This window comes from Halococcus sp. AFM35, from assembly GCF_051195015.1.
Taxonomy (GTDB): Archaea; Halobacteriota; Halobacteria; order Halobacteriales; family Halococcaceae; genus Halococcus.
Genome location: NZ_JBNTJU010000022.1, coordinates 1 through 15080 on the forward strand (window position 1 = coordinate 1; position 15080 = coordinate 15080).

The 15080-nt window shown below is 64.8% G+C and carries 17 protein-coding genes; 6 read left to right on the forward strand and 11 right to left on the reverse strand.

The features are described 5' to 3' along the window. Positions 1–281: 281 nt before the first annotated feature. A complete protein-coding gene (locus tag ACQUQO_RS14145) occupies positions 282–647 on the reverse strand; it encodes a hypothetical protein (RefSeq protein ID WP_435078719.1) in 366 nt (121 codons plus the stop codon). A gap of 114 nt (positions 648–761) precedes the next feature. Here ACQUQO_RS14145 and ACQUQO_RS14150 point away from each other — a divergent pair, with 114 nt between their 5' ends. Both ACQUQO_RS14150 and ACQUQO_RS14155 read left to right on the forward strand, forming a co-directional pair. Further along, positions 762–1484, forward strand: a complete 723-nt coding sequence (locus ACQUQO_RS14150) for an alanyl-tRNA editing protein (protein WP_435078721.1) — start codon at positions 762–764, stop codon at positions 1482–1484. Between the two features lie 210 nt (positions 1485–1694). Beyond that, positions 1695–2582, forward strand: a complete 888-nt coding sequence (locus tag ACQUQO_RS14155; protein WP_435078723.1) for an NAD(P)H-binding protein — start codon at positions 1695–1697, stop codon at positions 2580–2582. 1 nt (position 2583) lies between these two features. Here ACQUQO_RS14155 and purL read toward each other — a convergent pair whose 3' ends face one another. Further along, positions 2584–4722 (reverse strand): phosphoribosylformylglycinamidine synthase subunit PurL, encoded by a 2139-nt coding sequence (purL, locus tag ACQUQO_RS14160; protein WP_435078725.1) that lies wholly within the window; start codon positions 4720–4722, stop codon positions 2584–2586. Between the two features lie 97 nt (positions 4723–4819). Between purL and ACQUQO_RS14165 the strand changes: the two genes are divergently transcribed. Next, the gene (locus ACQUQO_RS14165; protein ID WP_435078727.1) at positions 4820–5503 is read left to right on the forward strand and encodes a PHP domain-containing protein; all 684 of its coding nucleotides are present in this window, start codon (positions 4820–4822) and stop codon (positions 5501–5503) included. A 2-nt stretch (positions 5504–5505) separates the two neighbouring features. Here the strand turns inward: ACQUQO_RS14165 and ACQUQO_RS14170 are convergent, their stop codons facing one another. Continuing rightward, on the reverse strand, positions 5506–5973 hold the full coding sequence (locus ACQUQO_RS14170) for an NUDIX hydrolase (protein ID WP_435078729.1): 468 nt from the start codon (positions 5971–5973) through the stop codon (positions 5506–5508). 82 nt (positions 5974–6055) lie between these two features. On the opposite strand from ACQUQO_RS14170, the gene gatC reads away from it, so the two are divergent. From gatC to ACQUQO_RS14185, 3 genes are read left to right on the forward strand one after another with little or no spacing between them, the layout of a single operon-like run. After that, positions 6056–6334 (forward strand): Asp-tRNA(Asn)/Glu-tRNA(Gln) amidotransferase subunit GatC, encoded by a 279-nt coding sequence (gatC, locus tag ACQUQO_RS14175; RefSeq protein ID WP_435078730.1) that lies wholly within the window; start codon positions 6056–6058, stop codon positions 6332–6334. Further along, complete coding sequence (locus tag ACQUQO_RS14180; RefSeq protein WP_435078731.1) at positions 6331–7698, forward strand: amidase family protein; 1368 nt, start codon at positions 6331–6333, stop codon at positions 7696–7698. The genes gatC and ACQUQO_RS14180 overlap by 4 nt, the downstream gene beginning before the upstream one ends. A 49-nt stretch (positions 7699–7747) precedes the next feature. Then, positions 7748–8290: a plastocyanin/azurin family copper-binding protein gene (locus ACQUQO_RS14185; RefSeq protein ID WP_435078733.1), complete on the forward strand. Its 543-nt coding sequence runs from the start codon at positions 7748–7750 to the stop codon at positions 8288–8290. Positions 8291–8303: 13 nt separating this feature from the next. On the opposite strand, the gene ACQUQO_RS14190 is transcribed toward ACQUQO_RS14185, so the two are convergent. The 8 genes from ACQUQO_RS14190 to ACQUQO_RS14225 all read right to left on the reverse strand — a co-directional run bounded on the left by ACQUQO_RS14190 (position 8304) and on the right by ACQUQO_RS14225 (position 14995). Next, positions 8304–9530 carry an RNA-guided endonuclease InsQ/TnpB family protein gene (locus tag ACQUQO_RS14190; RefSeq protein WP_435078735.1) on the reverse strand — a complete coding sequence of 409 codons (1227 nt, stop codon included), beginning with the start codon at positions 9528–9530 and terminating at the stop codon, positions 8304–8306. Between the two features lie 3 nt (positions 9531–9533). Next, positions 9534–9680 carry a DUF2080 family transposase-associated protein gene (locus ACQUQO_RS14195; RefSeq protein WP_435078736.1) on the reverse strand — a complete coding sequence of 49 codons (147 nt, stop codon included), beginning with the start codon at positions 9678–9680 and terminating at the stop codon, positions 9534–9536. Between the two features lie 524 nt (positions 9681–10204). Next, on the reverse strand, positions 10205–10534 hold the full coding sequence (locus tag ACQUQO_RS14200; protein ID WP_435078738.1) for a hypothetical protein: 330 nt from the start codon (positions 10532–10534) through the stop codon (positions 10205–10207). A gap of 70 nt (positions 10535–10604) precedes the next feature. After that, positions 10605–11066 (reverse strand): NuoI/complex I 23 kDa subunit family protein, encoded by a 462-nt coding sequence (locus ACQUQO_RS14205; protein WP_435078739.1) that lies wholly within the window; start codon positions 11064–11066, stop codon positions 10605–10607. A gap of 17 nt (positions 11067–11083) precedes the next feature. After that, complete coding sequence (locus ACQUQO_RS14210; RefSeq protein WP_435078741.1) at positions 11084–12229, reverse strand: complex I subunit 1/NuoH family protein; 1146 nt, start codon at positions 12227–12229, stop codon at positions 11084–11086. Beyond that, positions 12226–13902, reverse strand: a complete 1677-nt coding sequence (locus tag ACQUQO_RS14215; RefSeq protein ID WP_435078743.1) for an NADH-quinone oxidoreductase subunit D — start codon at positions 13900–13902, stop codon at positions 12226–12228. The genes ACQUQO_RS14210 and ACQUQO_RS14215 overlap by 4 nt, the downstream gene beginning before the upstream one ends. Further along, positions 13899–14597, reverse strand: coding sequence for an NADH-quinone oxidoreductase subunit B (locus tag ACQUQO_RS14220; RefSeq protein ID WP_435078745.1), 699 nt, complete (start codon positions 14595–14597; stop codon positions 13899–13901). Before ACQUQO_RS14220 ends, ACQUQO_RS14215 begins: the two co-directional genes overlap by 4 nt. Continuing rightward, on the reverse strand, positions 14594–14995 hold the full coding sequence (locus ACQUQO_RS14225) for an NADH-quinone oxidoreductase subunit A (RefSeq protein ID WP_435078746.1): 402 nt from the start codon (positions 14993–14995) through the stop codon (positions 14594–14596). The genes ACQUQO_RS14220 and ACQUQO_RS14225 overlap by 4 nt, the downstream gene beginning before the upstream one ends. Positions 14996–15080 lie beyond the last annotated feature (85 nt).

Sequence of the window (15080 nt, forward strand, 5' to 3'; positions counted from 1 at the left end):
GCCGGCTCCGGCACGACCGCCCCCGTCGACAACACGTACCGATGGCGCTCTATCGGGTCCACCACCGCCAACCCCTCTCCTTCCCGTTCAAAGAACGCCTCGTCCATCAACTGCCGACCCGATGTGGTTCAACCATGTATATTTTGTTCGTTCACAGCGCTGTATGTGTTGCTTCCTCGATGAAACAAAAAGCTACGCGTTTGACTCAGTTCCGCCGTGCTCGAAACGAAAAAATCAACGGGAAGACGGCCGGTTCCAGATCGGTTCGGAGGTGGGACGGGTCAGAGGACGGTGCCGAGAACGACGCCGGTGAGCAGCGAGAGCAACAGGACGCCCCCGGCCGTGGTGAGTGGAATCCGCTCGATTCGGCGGGCGGGACGACCCTGTTCGAATCCCGTTTCGGTCGAGGCGAGCACGACGACGCCGGCGGTGGCGAAGGCGAGACCGATGACCAGCCCCCACAGGAAGGTGAGACCGGACGCGCCGGCGAGGACGATGGCGACCGCGCGGCTCAACACGAACCCCGTGCCGGCGATGATCGGCGCGCTGCCGACGACGCTGGCGCGGTCGACCGCTTCCGTCTCGCCCACACGATTCACACCGGCAAAGCCCTCCGACGAGCCGGGCCGGCGGTGGCGACGTGACATACTGCTTCGATTCGAACCCACCATCATAATACCCCGTCAGACGCGCGTCAGCCCCGAGCGTGGCGATGTCGCGATGGAGGAACAGCCATATCCATCCACACCGAAACCCGACCTGTGACCGAACAGCTCTACCTCCCCGACGAGGAGTACCGCCGCGAGTTCGACGCCCGCGTCGTCGAGGTCGACGAATCGGCCATGACCGTGGTGCTCGACCGGACGCTCTTCTACAAGGAAGGCGGCGGACAGCCGCCGGACCACGGCGGCCTCTCGTGGGACACCGGCGAAGCGCGTGTCGTCGACGTCAGGAAGGACCACGGCGAGATTCGACACACAGTCGAGGGCGACCTTCCCGCGGAGGACATGACCGTTCACGGCGAACTCGACTGGGAACGCCGCCACGCCCACATGCGCTATCACACCGCCCAACACGTGGTCTCGAAGGTCGTCCTCGACGAGTACGGCGCGAGCACCGCCGGCAACCAGATATACGACGACCACGCGCGCATCGACTTCGCGCCGGCCGATTTCGACGAAAGCGACCTCCGGGACATCGAGGAGCGTTCGAACGCCCTCATCGACCGCGATATTCCCGTGGCAAAGGAAAACCGCTCGCGGGCGGCGCTCGAAGCCGAAACGCCCGACGGGCGGACGAACCTCGATTTGATTCCCGCGGACGTCGACCCGCTGCGCGCGGTCGCCATCGGCGACATCGACGTCTGTCCCTGCGGCGGCACGCACGTCGACAGTCTCGGCGAGCTCGGCGACCTCGAAATCGTCGAGCGCACATCCAAGGGTGCCGACACCGAGCGCATCGAGTTCATCCTCCACGAGAAGTGAAGGACGCAACCGCTACGACCCACACAAAGCTTATTACAACACCGCAGTCACCTCGAATCGGAGCCGGCGAGGCTCCGCGCCGGCGGGGGCGATTCCGTTGCCTGGCATCATCACACCCCCTCCCCATCCTCGTCCCCGCTTTCCTTCGCTCGAAGCGATGCGGCCGCCACGAGTGAGAGGTGTTATGCGGACACGAACGCTCGAAGAGACATGCGCGTTCTGGTGACCGGCGCGACGGGGTTCGTCGGCGGACACCTCCTTCCGACCCTCGCCGCGGCCGGTCACGACCTCACCGTCCTCACACGGAACGCCGAACGCTACGACGGTCCGCCAGCCCGCGTCGTCGAGGGCGACCTGCTCGAAGCGGGCACGTTCGAGGACGCCTTCGACGGCTGCGAGGCGGCCTACTATCTCGTACACTCGATGGATGCGGCCGATTTCGTCGCCCGCGACCGGCGTGCGGCCCGGAACTTCACGCGTGCGGCGAGCGCTGCCGAGTGCTCGCGGGTGATATATCTCGGCGGTCTCGGCCGTGAATCCGACGCGCTCTCGCCACATCTCCGCTCGCGCCACGAGGTCGAGCGGCTGCTCGGTGCGGGCGAGTACGATTTGACCACCCTCCGGGCGGCGGTCATCGTCGGCGCAGGCGGGGCGAGTTTCGAGATGGTGCGACAGTTCGTCACCCATCTCCCGCGGGTGTTCGTCCTGCCGCTTCCCACCGGCGTGCGAACGAACTGCCAGCCAATCGCCATCGAGGACGTGGTGGGGTATCTCGGCGCGGTACTCGATACACCCGAAACGCGGGGAAGGTCGTTCGACATCGGCGGCCCGGCGGTGCTCACCTACGCCGACTTCCTCCAGCGCGTGGCGCGCGTACACGGCCGCTTGTTGGTCGTCGTCGGCGTGCCGTGGCTGAGCGAACACCTGTCTGCGCGCTGGCTCGCCCGGCTCACCGACGTCCCCGAGACCGTCGTCGCGCCGCTCGTTGAGGGCCTCGACAACACGGTCGTCGTCCGGGAAACGGGTATCGACGAGTTCGCTACCGTCGAGCACACGCCGCTCGATACGGCCATCGAGCGGGCGATAGCGAACGAATGAGTCAGTCCATCGCGCGGTCGAGTACGGCTCGGCGTTCGGCAATGGTTTCGGCCGAGTACGATAGCTCGGTGTCGCCGACAGAGAGTTCGAGTCGCCCCGAATCGGTCGCCGTGCCGATTTCGTGGACCGGTGCTATCTCGGAGAAAGCCGCACGAACCGCCGCGGGGTTCGTCGTCTCGACGACCGCTCGGCCCGGCTGCTCGTGAAAGCAGAGTTCGGCGGTGCTCGCCGGGCCGTTTATATCCACGACTGCGCCAGCATCATCCGAAACCATCTCGGCGAGCGTCACCGCGAGACCGCCGTGGCTCGCGTCGTGAACCGCGAGCGTTTCCTCGTGGTTCGCCACCTCGGCGAGCGTCTCGACCAACGTCTGTGGGCTCCCGGGAAGCGTCGGGAAACGGTCCGTTCCGCCGACACAGTCGAGATACTGGGAGCCACCCAATCCGACCTCGTGCCCAGCGAGCGCGCGGTCGCCGACCAGAAGGAGGGTGCCCGCGCCCGCGAGCGCGGTCGGCGGGGCATCGTCGCCGTCGCGCGCGCCGACCATCGCCAGCGTCGGCGTCGGCGGGATTGCGCCCGCCGCCGAGTCGTTGTAGAGCGAGACGTTGCCGCCGACCACCGGCACCGAAAGCGAGTTACACATCTCCGCAAGCCCGTCGACGATGGCCGAGAATCCGCCATAGACGTCCGATTTTTCGGGGTTGCCGCCGTTGAGGCAGTCGACCGCGGCCAGCGGCGTCGCGCCCTTCGCGGCGAGATTCGTGGCGTTTTCGAGTGCGACCGCGCGCGCACCCTCGTGGGGGTCGACTGCGGTCCAGTTCGGCTCCGCACCCGCCGACAGTGCAATCCCCGTTCCCGATTCGTGAATCGCCAGCACGGCGGCATCGTCGCCCGGCCCGCGAGCGGTGCGGAGGCCCACCTCGTGGTCGTACTGGCGATAGACCCACTCACGGCTCGCGGTGTTCGGGTGTTCGAGCAGCCGTTCGAACATCGCTTCGAGGTCCGGGCTGGGCAGTTCGCGGACCGGTTCCGCGGGTCGTTCGGCGGGGAGGTCGTTCGTCGGCGCGCCGTCGGCGAGGAACTCGGCCGGGACGTCGACGACGGTCTCGCCGTCGAACACACATGAGTAGTTCCCGTCGGTGATTTCGCCGATGACCGAACAGCCGAGGTCGAAGCGTTCGGCAATCGCCGCGACTCGGTCGGTGTTCTCGGGTGTGACTTCATAACACATCCGTTCCTGTGATTCGGCGAGCAGGATTTCGAGGGCGTTCATGCCGGGTTCGCGCTGGTGGACAGTTTCGAGGTCGATGTGCGCGCCGAAGTCGCCCTTGGCGACGAGTTCGGAAGAAGCCCCGCCGAGTCCCGCCGCGCCCAAATCGCGGGCCGACTCGACGAGGTTCTCGTCCAGGAGGGTTTCGTTCGCCTCGATGAGTCGCTTCTCGGCGTAGGGGTCGCCGACCTGCACCGCGGGGCGGTCCTCGGTCGCGGCGTCCTCGCCCAAGTCCTCGCTCGCAAAGCTCGCGCCACCGAGTCCATCCCGTCCCGTCGCGTTGCCGACGAGCACGAGCCTGTTGCCCGTGCGCTGGGCCTCGGCGGTGAGGAGGCGCTCTTCGGGGAGGAGACCGACGCAGGCGACGTTGACGAGCGGGTTGCCCTCGTAGCCCGGGTGAAACGAGAGACTGCCGCCGACCGTGGGAACGCCGATTGCGTTGCCATAGCCGGCGATACCCTCCACGACGCCGTCGAAGAGGTAACGGGAGTGTTCGCGGTCGAACGCGCCGAAATAGAGCGAGTCGAGCAGCGCTATCGGGTACGCACCCATCGAGAGCGTGTCGCGGACGATGCCGCCGACGCCGGTGGCCGCGCCGTCGTAGGGGTCGACGTAGGAGGGATGGTTGTGGCTCTCGATGCCGAACGTGATGTAGGTCTCCTCACCCGGCAGCGCGACCACGGCGGCGTCGTCACCCGGCCCCACGACGACCTGTTCGCCCTCGCTGTCGAACGCCGACAGCAGCGGTCGCGAGGAGCGGTAGGCACAGTGTTCGCTCCAAAGGTTTTCGAACAGCGCGGCCTCCGCGCGCGTCGGCTCGCGGCCGAGTTCTGCGACGACGAGTTCGCGGTCGGACGGAGAGAGGGGCATACCTCCCACTTCGAGACATCGACTAAATCGCTTGTGATGGGCGTCACGACGACGGCGATACCGGGTCCTTTTTGCTCCAGCGCCCGAACGCGCACCCGTGCTGTCGGCCGAGCTTCACTGTCATTCGGAGCTGTCCTTCGACGGCCGCGACCCCGTCGAACTGCTGCTCTCACAGGCCGACGCCGTCGGGCTGGATGCGCTCGCGGTGACCGACCACGACGAGATCGAGGCGAGTCTCGACGCGGCCGAGCGCGCCGCCGACTACGGGCTGGTCGGCATCCCCGGCTCGGAAGTGACCAGCGCCGCCGGCCACGTCCTCGCGCTGGGCATCCACGAGCGCGTCCCCGCAGGACTCCCCTTTACCGACACCGTCGACCACATCCACGACCAGGACGGAATCGCGGTGGTTCCCCACCCCTTCCAGCGCTCGCGCAGCGGCGTTGCCCCCCACATCACGAGCGAGGAACTGGCGAGCGCCGACGCCATCGAGGTCTACAACTCCCGACTCCTGACCGGGCGCTCGAACCGCCGCGCCGGCCGCTTCGCCCGCTCGCACGACCTTCCGATGACCGCCGGCAGCGACGCCCACATCGCCGAGATGGTCGGCCAAGCCGTGACGACCGTCGGCGCGACCGAGCGCACGCTCGCGGGCGTCCTCGACGGGATTCGGGCGGGACGCACCGAAGTCATCGGCAAGCGCACGCCGTGGCGCATCAGCCTCCGGCAGGCCGGCGGCGGCGTCAAACGCCGCATCAAAGGCCGACTCACGAGCCTGCTGTAAAGCTATTCGACCGTTGCGATTGCCTCACAGCCGATTTCGGTTGTATCCGTGTCGATATCGCTCGCACGGAGTTCCGCCGGCGTGTACCACGTCCACGCCTCGGAACTCGGTTCGTCGTCACCCTCGGGAGCAATCGTCCGACTGCCGACGCGCGCGAAATAGACGAAGTCGATGTGCTGGTGGGCAACCCGTCCGTCAGGATGGACGTCGATATCGTAGAGCATCTGATAGCGGGGCTGGGGCAGCGCTCGCCCGTCCGGCGCGTCGATGGCCGGCGCGCTGGCGAGGAGTTCGGCCTCCAGTCCCGTCTCCTCGCGAACCTCGCGCAGGCCCGCCTCGTGGGGCAGTTCGTCGCGGTCTACGTGTCCGCCGGGCGGGAGGCGAATCCCGAGTTTCGGATGGCGATGCAGCGCCGTCGCGCCGTCGTTGACGAGATACACCGTCGCGGTGAAGTGTCGGGTCGTCTCCATACGGGAGGAAAACGGCCGGTGATTGTCGGTGTTGCGTCATCGTTTCGAAACGCTTAGTGCCGACCTCGCCCCGTCTCCCGGTATGACTGACAGGAGCGTCGACCCGCAGGCGGTGGCCCACGTCGCCGCCCTCGCCCGGGTCGACCTCGACGAGAGCGAGGTGGACGAGTTCGCCGCGCAGTTCGCCGACGTGCTCGGCTACTTCGAGACGCTCGACGAGGTGCCGGACGTCGAATCCGACCCGGACCTCGTGAACGTCCTGCGCACCGACGAGGCGCGCGAAAGCCTCTCACAGGACGAAGCGCTCAAGAACGCCCCCGAAACCGATGAGGGCTACTTCGAGGGACCACCGGTCGGATGAGCGACGCCTTCATCACTCGTGAGGTAATCGAAAGCGAGTCCGACGGGCCACTCGACGGTCAGCGGGTCGCACTCAAGGACAACATCTCCACCGAAGGAGTTCCCACGACCTGTGGCTCGGCGATGCTCGAAGGGTACGTCCCGCCCTACGACGCCACCGTGGTCGAGCGACTCACGGAATCGGGCGCGACCATCGTCGGGAAGACGAACATGGACGAGTTCGGCATGGGCACGACAACCGAGACCTCCCACTTCGGCCCGACAACCAATCCCGTCGACGAGGAGCGGGTTCCGGGCGGTTCCTCGGGCGGGAGCGCGGCCGCCGTCGCCGCCGGCGAGGCCGACCTCGCGCTCGGCTCCGATACTGGCGGGTCGGTGCGCTGTCCGGCCGCCTTCTGTGGCGTCGTCGGCATCAAACCCACCTATGGACTGGTCTCGCGGTACGGGCTGGTCGCGTATGCGAACTCCTTGGAACAGATCGGCCCGCTCGCGCCGACCGTCGAGGAGGCAGCCGAACTGCTCGACGTCATCGCCGGCCCGGACGAGCGCGACGCAACGACACGCGAGGCACGAAGCGTGGTTCGAGACGGCGAAACCGTCTCGTCATCACGAGAGGCGCAGAGCGCCTCTCGAACGACCTCGGACGGTCGAGCGGGCGATGCCCGCGAGACGGGTGCGGACACGAACTACGCGAGCGCCGCCGACGGCGATATCGAGGAAACCACGATTGGCGTTCTCACGAGCCTCGTCGACGGGGCCGACGAGCGCGTCGCGTCCGTCTTCGAAGCACGCATCGCGGACCTCGAAAGCCGGGGAGCCGAGGTCCGGGAGGTCGAGCTCGCATCGCTCGACCACGCCGTACAGGCGTACTACGTCATCGCCATGTCCGAGGCCTCCTCGAACCTCGCGCGGTTCGACGGCGTTCGCTATGGTCTCTCGGGCGGGTTCGACGGCGACTGGAACGATGCGTTCGCCCGCGCGCGCGAAGCGGGCTTCGGACCCGAAGTGAAGCGTCGGATTCTTTTGGGGACCTACGCGCTCTCGGCCGGCTATCACGACAAATACTATAAGAAAGCCCAGGACGCCCGCGCGTGGATAAAGCAGGACTTCGACCGAGCGCTCGACGAAGCGGACGTGCTTGCTTCGCCGACGATGCCCGTCCTGCCACCGAAACTCGGCGAGAGCCTCGACGACCCGCTCCAGCATTACCTCATGGACGCCAACACCGTCCCGGTGAACCTCGCCGACCTGCCGGCGATCTCGGTGCCGGCCGGGACCGCCGACGGACTCCCCGTGGGCGCACAGTTCATCGGGCCGGCCTTCGGCGAGCGGGCCGTGATTCGGGCCGCGAGCGCGCTCGAATAGCGCACGAGGCATCGTAATGTTCAGTAGCGTTGGTTCACTACGTCGGCACATGGACGATACCGACGCCGACGAGAGCGTGAGTCGACGCGGCTTCCTCAGAACGGCAGCGGGAACGGCGGCCGTCGCGGGTGCGAGCGGCACGGCCGCCGCCCAAGAGGGTGGCTCGGGCGGCGGGTCGGCGAAAACGGTCACGGTCGGGCCGGGTGGCGCGCTGACCTTCGAACCCGCAGAGCTGACGATAGCACCCGGCACGTCGGTAAAGTTTACATGGGGTTCGAGCGGCCACAACGTGAATCCCGATAGCGGTAAGTGGGGCCACCAGCCCATCGAGGACAAGGGGTTCAGTTTCACGACCCCACCCTTCCAACAGACCGGTGAACATCCGTACGTCTGTGACCCGCACGAATCGGCCGGCATGACCGGCACCATCATCGTCCAGCAGGGCGGTGCCAGCAGTGGGTCCTCCGAACCGCCAATCCCGGGCTTCGCCAAGAGTCTCGGCGTCGCGGCGTCGACGTTCCTGCTCTCGACGCTCGGCCTTGCCTATTTCTTCATGCGGTATGGTGGCGACTTCGAGGGCGACGCCGAGTGACTTCCTCCCCACCCTACCGCTCGCCTGACGGCTCGCGCTTGAGGGTGGGGATTCCTGTTTCCGCGACGTGGTTTGCAGCGACTGGCTGAAAAGCAGTCGCCGTAGGGACCACAGTCTCCGCAGGCGTTGATTCGGCATTGCCCATACCTACTTTGTCGATACCGCGTTGGAGGACGTTCCACGCGGCGTTTTCGTCGCGGTCGGCGGTGAAGCCACACGCCGGACACGAGTGTTCGCGCACCCACAGCGGCTTGTCCGTCTCGACACCGCACCGAGCGCACTCTTTGGTCGTTCCGTGTGGTCGAACCTCCGCGAAGTGCGTGCCTTCGCGTTCGCACTTGTACGCGAGCATCCGGCGGAAGGTTCCCCATGCGGCTGACGCTCGATTGCGGCTGTTGCCGTCGAGTTGCATCAGACTTTTCGCGTCGAGGTCTTCGACCGCCACGAGGTCGTATTCGCGGGCGTAGTAGTTCGACAACTTGTGGAGAAAGTCGCGCCGTTTTCGCTTGAGGTTGGCATGACGCCGAGCAACCTTCCGGCGTTGCTTCTTCCAGTTGTTCGACCCGTGCTCTTTCCGGTCGAGAACACGCTGTTCGTGTTCCAGCCGGTCGCGTTCGTGCGACTGGTCGAGCGACCCGACCGCCGTGCCGTCGGTGTCGTGGGCGAATTTCAGTATCCCCACGTCGATGCCGACGACGTTCTCGGGATTCGCCGGTTTCTCCGGCGGGTCGTCGGGCGTTTCGACCGAAAGGACGGCATACCAGCGTCCGGTGGGTTCGCGTTTCACCGTGACGGATTTCACGGTCGCATCGGTGGGGAGGTCGCGGTGTGCGACCACAGGGATACTGCCGATTTTCGACAGCCACAGTTCGTCGCGGTCGCTCTTTTTGTCGAGCTTGAAACCGGACTGGTTGTAGGTGAACGAATGGTAGTATCCCGCTCCCTTCCACCGGAGTTGACCGACGCGGTGGCCGTTCTCCTTCAGACCGCGAAGCGTCGAGAGATTGTCGTACAACCGCTGCACGACCTTCTGAAGCACCTTGGAGTGGACTGATTTCAGGTCGGTCCACCACTCCTTGAGCTTCGGTAGTCGCTGCTGCTCGTTGTACGACGACGTGTTCTCGACGCGATTCAATCGGTGGAGAAAGTGGTTGTAGACCTGTCGGCAGGTGTCCAGCGTCCACGCTAACTGCTTTGCTTGAGCGGGCGTGGGGTTGAGCCGGAACCTGTAGTTGAGCATGGTCTACTCGTCTGGATTCGGTTCGGAGGTGCGAACGACTTTGACAGTCGCGCCGATCCACCGTCGCGGGACGAGAACGTGAGCGCCGTTTCCGGTGGGCTTCACTTCGCCGTCGACGACTTCGTGGCCTTCGACCTCGTGCCGGTCCATCGGTGGAGTATAAACTTTGTAGAAACATAAACGTATCGCTCGTGGTCCGGCCAGCCGACACGCCGGAACCTCGGAAGGTCAACTGATGACGGCGTTGACGAGACGCGGAGCGTCTCGTTCGCACACCAGAACGCGAAGCGTTCTGGGGACGCTGTATCCCCTCTCTACTCGCTCGCCCCGCACCGCACTCGCTCCTTGAGGGAGGGGCCTTAGCGCCTGAAATTAGTGCTTTGTTGAAAATGCGGTACGGTGGCGGGATTCGTGGATTATGAGTTGAGACGTCACGCAGTTGAGTCGGAAAGAACCGCGAGTATCCTGTCTGATCTGGCAGCGACAACGCGATCAATTCGGTTGGATATATTCCAGACAATGAAAGCGGGGATTGTATTGAGTAACAACTGGCTAAATCATCAAATCGCTACGCCGTCGGTCATTTTCAATAGAGCAGAAATTAGGTAATCGAAGTACGCCGAGCGTATCGTGGTCCCCTAAGCGTCGAAAATCGACGGGCGACGTAGGCGTCGTCAGCTCGTCTCGTATTCGAGCGCGAACAGTATCCGCTCGCCCTTTGCGGTGAGGCTGTAAACGCGCGTGTCGCCGTCGACGAGCAGTTCGACCAATCCCCGCTCACGCAGTTCTTCGGTCGTCGATTCGGTTCGGTTGACGCTCAAATTCCCACTCACGCCGCGCACGCCCTCGACGCGCGGCGCATCTCTGGTGGCGATGTCGGCAGCACTCGCCGGCCCGGTAACGAGCCGTTCGAGGACCGCCGTCCGTCGTGACGATTCCGTGACGAACGCGGTCGTCTCTGCGTCAGCTTCGGCCTCTCCGTCCGTTGTTTCGGTTGCTGGCATCTCTTTTCACACACCGTGGTTGCTGGAGCAACGTCTCGATAGCATATAAATATTCGCTCGGCCCGAACGGCTACTGGTAGTCGAGTTCGCCCTCGCCCTCACCGATCCACGCGCCGCGGTCGGGTTCGCGGGATTCGAGCGGGTCGATGTCCTTGTACCACGGGACGTTCTTCAGCTGTTCTTTGTTGAGCGCGAGGTCGTCCTTCGTATCACCCGTGAACTCGAAGTTCTGGGTGAGAAGGATGGCGTCCACAGGGCAAACCTCCTCACAGAGCCGGCAGTAGATGCACTGACCGATGTGGAGGTTGTACTGCTCGCCGTTCCGTTGTTCGTCCATCACGATTTGGATGGTGTCGTTCGGGCAGACGTTCTCACACTGGCGACACCAGATGCAGCGCTCCTGACTGAATTTGTGCACCCCGCGGAAGCGGGGACTGACCTCGGGTGCGGTATCGGGGTACTCGACGGTAAAGGTCGACCCGTCGAGTGCGTGTCTCATCGTCGTCGCCATCGATTTGAGGAGTCCGATCATGATTGCTTGTGGTGTTTTTAGGCGATTACGCCCACGAGGACGGCCGTGAGCACGAGGTTGGCGAAGCTCATCACGAGCAGGCCCTTCCAGCCGATTTCGATCATCTGGTCGATGCGTACCCGCGGGATGGCCGAGCGCATCCACTGGGTGAACAGATAGACGGCCATGATCTTGATGAGCATCCAGACGATGCCCGGGAGAATCGGTCCCGCGGGACCGCCGAGGAAGAGGGTCGCGACGATTGCACCACCCAAGAAGATGTGGAGGAACTCACCGAGATAGAGCAACACGAAGTACGCACCCGAATACTCGGTCATGTACCCCGCCACGAGTTCGCCCGGCGCTTCGGGCGTGTCGAACGGGTTACGCCCGACCTCGGCAAGGTTCGCCACCAGAAACAGCACGAAGGCGAAGGGGTTGACGAACGCGAACCACGAGGGTATCGACACGCCCGCAATCGTGAACAGCGGTTGCGTCTGGGCGGCAACGACCTCGCTCAACTGGAGGCTTCCGGTGAAGAGAACGACCGACGCCGCCGTGATGACGAGCGGAATCTCGTAGGCGAGGTTCTGTGCGAGCGCGCGCAGGCCCCCGAGGAACGAGTACTTGTTGTTCGATGCATAGCCCGACATCAGCAGTCCAAGGGAGGCGAGCGATGAGGCCGCGAAGACGAACACGAAGCCCGTCTCGGGGTCGGCCAGCTGGAGGCCGCTCCCCAACGGGATGACCGCAAAACCGAGTAACGCCGAGAACGGCAGCACCATCGGCGCGATGTCGAAGGCCGGGCGGTCGACGCTGTCGGGGATGATGACCTCCTTCGAGAGCAGCCGTACCGCGTCAGCGACGATGATCAGCAATCCGAAGGGACCGACCCGATTGACCGCGATGCGGTCGGTGAACGCGGCGGTGATCTTCCGCTTGCCCCAGATGCCGGCGACGGCGGCCACCGTCAGGAAGAGCACGGCGATGATCGTCGCACCGACGATGGCGAACAGGAACTGTAAGCCGGGGTCGGGGTTCGGCCCGAACCCCAATAGCTGGCTCAACGCCTCGGGAAAGGTCTGTCCGCCCACACCGCCCGCGGAGGCGTTCGTCGCGTTCGCCCCGCCAGTTCCGTTCGTCGCGTTGCCGCCCTGTTGGAAGAGTAGGTCGCGCGCGCTCATCTATCGACCTCGCCGAGGACGATGTCGAGGCTCGCCAAGGAGGCAATGAGGTCCGGCACGTACTCGCCGACGGACAGTTCGGGCAGCGTCTGGAGGTTCGAAAACGCCGGGCTGCGAATCTTGAACCGCGCGGGTTTGTCCGTTCCATCGCTGCGGATATAGATGCCGAGTTCGCCCTTCGCACCCTCGACGGCCCGGTAGATTTCGGCGTCGTCGTCCGGTCGCAGCGTCCGGGGGACGTTCGACTGAATTTCGCGGTCGTCCTCGGGCCAATCCTCCAAGAGGTCCACACACTGCTCGATGATGCGGGCGGACTCCTCGACCTCCTGCAACCGACAGAGCACGCGCGCATAGTTGTCGCCTTCCTCGGCGGTCACGACGTCCCAATCGAGGTCGGGGTAGTAGCCATAGGGGTCGTCCCGCCGGAGGTCGTAATCGACGCCCGACGCCCGGGCGACCGGACCCGTCGCACCATACGACTTCGCCGTCTCGGTATCCAAGACGCCAGTGTCGACGCATCGCAACTGGAAGATCTCGTTCGACGTCAGCAGGTCGTGGTACTCGTCGAGTTTGTGTGGCAGGCCGTCGAGGAAGTCCCGCGTTTTCTCGAAGAAGTCCTCGCGCGGCTCGGGCAGGTCCCACGCCACCCCGCCCAATCGAAGGTAGTTGAACATCAGCCGCTGACCGGTGAGGTCCTCCAGGATGTTCTCGACGACCTCCCGATCCCTGAAGGCGTACATGAAGGTCGCGGTGAACTCCCCGTACACGTCGAGCGCGAACGTGCCGACCGCGAGCATGTGGGCGGCGATGCGGCAGAGTTCGGCGCTCATCGTCCGAATCACTTGGGCGTACTCCGGCACGTCGAGGCCCGCGAGGTCCTCGGCGGTGCGGGCGTAGGCCCATTCGTTCAGGATACCCGCCGAGACGTAGTCCCAGCGGTCGGGATAGGGCATGATCTCGTGGCGGTACTTACCCTGCTGGGCCATCTGCTCCTCGCAGCGATGCAGATAGCCGATGTCCGGCTCGACGTGGGCGACCTGCTCACCGTCGAGCACCGTCTCGATGTGGAGCACGCCGTGCGTGGCGGGGTGGTGCGGGCCGATGTTCAGGTACATCGTGTCCGCGCCGTCGTCGCGCTCGTCGTCTTCGAGCGGGTTGGCGTGGGAATCGAGCGTGACGATCTGGGGCTTCTCCTGATTGTAGTCCAGGCCCATCGGATGGCCCTGCCACGTCTCGGGCAGGAGAATCCGCCGGAGGTCGGGGTGGTCGTCGTACTGAATCCCCACCAAGTCGTAGGCCTCGCGCTCGTGCCAGTCCGCAGTCCGAAAGACCGGTTCGGCGCTCTCGCTCACGGGGTTACCCTTCGCCGCCGGCACCACGATGGAGAGTTCCTGTGTGGGGTCGGCGTACTTCTTCAGGTGGTAGATGCTCTCGAAGCGGTCCTCGTACTCCTGGGCGGTGACGTTCGAGCAGTGGTCGAAGCCCGCCTCGTCGCGCAGCGCGAAGAGTACCTCTTGAACCTCGTCGGGACGAATGACGAACGCCTCGGCGTTCAGGTGTGTCTCGCGGCTCACCACGCTGTCGCCGAGCAGGTCGGCGAGCGCGTCGTAGTCGAGACCGTCTTCGGTGACGCCCACAGTATGGGTTCTGTCGGTTGGTCGTTCCAAGCTCATGGCGAATCGTTCCAGTTGTACCGCATGACGAGCGTGTCCTCGTCGATGTCGTCGGCGAGTTTGTCCACCAGCTCGTCGCGCTCCAAGTCGCCGAACTGTTCGAGTTCGTACGGCTTCACGGTGACGGGCGCGCTCTCGCCCTCGGCGATGCGCTCCTGAAGTTTGGCGACGCCGTAGATGAGCGCCTCCGGCCGCGGCGGACAGCCCGGCACGTGGATGTCACACGGGATGACCTCTTCGGCCCCTTTGACGACGTTGTAGCCCTTCTGGAACGGACCCCCCGAAATGGTACACGACCCCATCGAGACCACGAACTTGGGTTCGGGCATCTGGTCGTAGACCCGCTTCATCCGCGGGGCGAACTTCGAGACGATGGTGCCGGGAACGATGATGACGTCGGCCTGCCGTGGCGAGGCTCTGGGGACCCCCGACCCGAAGCGGTCGAGGTCGTGTTTCACGGCGTAGGTGTGCATCATCTCGATGGAACAGCAGGCGATGCCGAACTGGAGCATGAACATCGAGGAGCCACGCACCCAGTTCATGAAGGAGTCGAATTTCGTGAGGATAAACGGCGAAGAGCCGAAGGCGTTCCTGAGTTTGGAGTTGAAGCGGCTGTCGGTGCCGCCGCCCATGCGGGCCTCCTGGGTGGTCTGTGCGTCCGCGTTCGCGGTCTGGGATTGGTTGTCGCTGCTCATTGTCGTGTGGTTCCGCTCGAATTCTGGCTGTGAATCCACTGCACCGCGCCGTTGCGCCACGCCCACGCGAGACCGACGACGAGCACGCCGATGAATATCAACATCGGCACGAGTGCGGCCACCAGCCCCGCGCTCTGGACGGCATCGCGGTAGATGACCGTCCACGGGAATATCAATACTGTTTCGATGTCGAAGACGAGGAACAACAGCGCGACCATGTAGTACTGGATGTTGAACCGGATGCGCGTGTTGCCCGTCGGGACCTCACCCGACTCGTAGACGGCCGATTTGCCCTGTTCGGGCACGCTGGGTCGCAACAGGTACGACACGACCAGCAACGAGAGCGGGACGGCGATGGCGACGAACGTCAGCGCCCCGACAGCTATCCATTGATTCATGTGGTTGGTTGCTCGTGGTATCGTTTTGGAGCGCACTCACATAAGGATTGATTCTTTCCGCCCGCGAGCGACCGACTCGCCACGC

Coding starts and splice junctions, on each gene's coding strand:
- ACQUQO_RS14185 (WP_435078733.1), top strand. CDS start 7,748: ATGGACGATACCGACGCCGACGAGAGCGTGAGTCGACGCGGCTTCCTC.
- ACQUQO_RS14190 (WP_435078735.1), bottom strand. CDS start 9,530: ATGCTCAACTACAGGTTCCGGCTCAACCCCACGCCCGCTCAAGCAAAG.
- ACQUQO_RS14155 (WP_435078723.1), top strand. CDS start 1,695: ATGCGCGTTCTGGTGACCGGCGCGACGGGGTTCGTCGGCGGACACCTC.
- ACQUQO_RS14145 (WP_435078719.1), bottom strand. CDS start 647: ATGTCACGTCGCCACCGCCGGCCCGGCTCGTCGGAGGGCTTTGCCGGT.
- ACQUQO_RS14205 (WP_435078739.1), bottom strand. CDS start 11,066: ATGATCGGACTCCTCAAATCGATGGCGACGACGATGAGACACGCACTC.
- ACQUQO_RS14225 (WP_435078746.1), bottom strand. CDS start 14,995: ATGAATCAATGGATAGCTGTCGGGGCGCTGACGTTCGTCGCCATCGCC.
- ACQUQO_RS14215 (WP_435078743.1), bottom strand. CDS start 13,902: ATGAGCTTGGAACGACCAACCGACAGAACCCATACTGTGGGCGTCACC.
- ACQUQO_RS14170 (WP_435078729.1), bottom strand. CDS start 5,973: ATGGAGACGACCCGACACTTCACCGCGACGGTGTATCTCGTCAACGAC.
- ACQUQO_RS14210 (WP_435078741.1), bottom strand. CDS start 12,229: ATGAGCGCGCGCGACCTACTCTTCCAACAGGGCGGCAACGCGACGAAC.
- ACQUQO_RS14195 (WP_435078736.1), bottom strand. CDS start 9,680: ATGGACCGGCACGAGGTCGAAGGCCACGAAGTCGTCGACGGCGAAGTG.
- ACQUQO_RS14200 (WP_435078738.1), bottom strand. CDS start 10,534: ATGCCAGCAACCGAAACAACGGACGGAGAGGCCGAAGCTGACGCAGAG.
- gatC (WP_435078730.1), top strand. CDS start 6,056: ATGACTGACAGGAGCGTCGACCCGCAGGCGGTGGCCCACGTCGCCGCC.
- ACQUQO_RS14220 (WP_435078745.1), bottom strand. CDS start 14,597: ATGAGCAGCGACAACCAATCCCAGACCGCGAACGCGGACGCACAGACC.
- ACQUQO_RS14180 (WP_435078731.1), top strand. CDS start 6,331: ATGAGCGACGCCTTCATCACTCGTGAGGTAATCGAAAGCGAGTCCGAC.
- purL (WP_435078725.1), bottom strand. CDS start 4,722: ATGCCCCTCTCTCCGTCCGACCGCGAACTCGTCGTCGCAGAACTCGGC.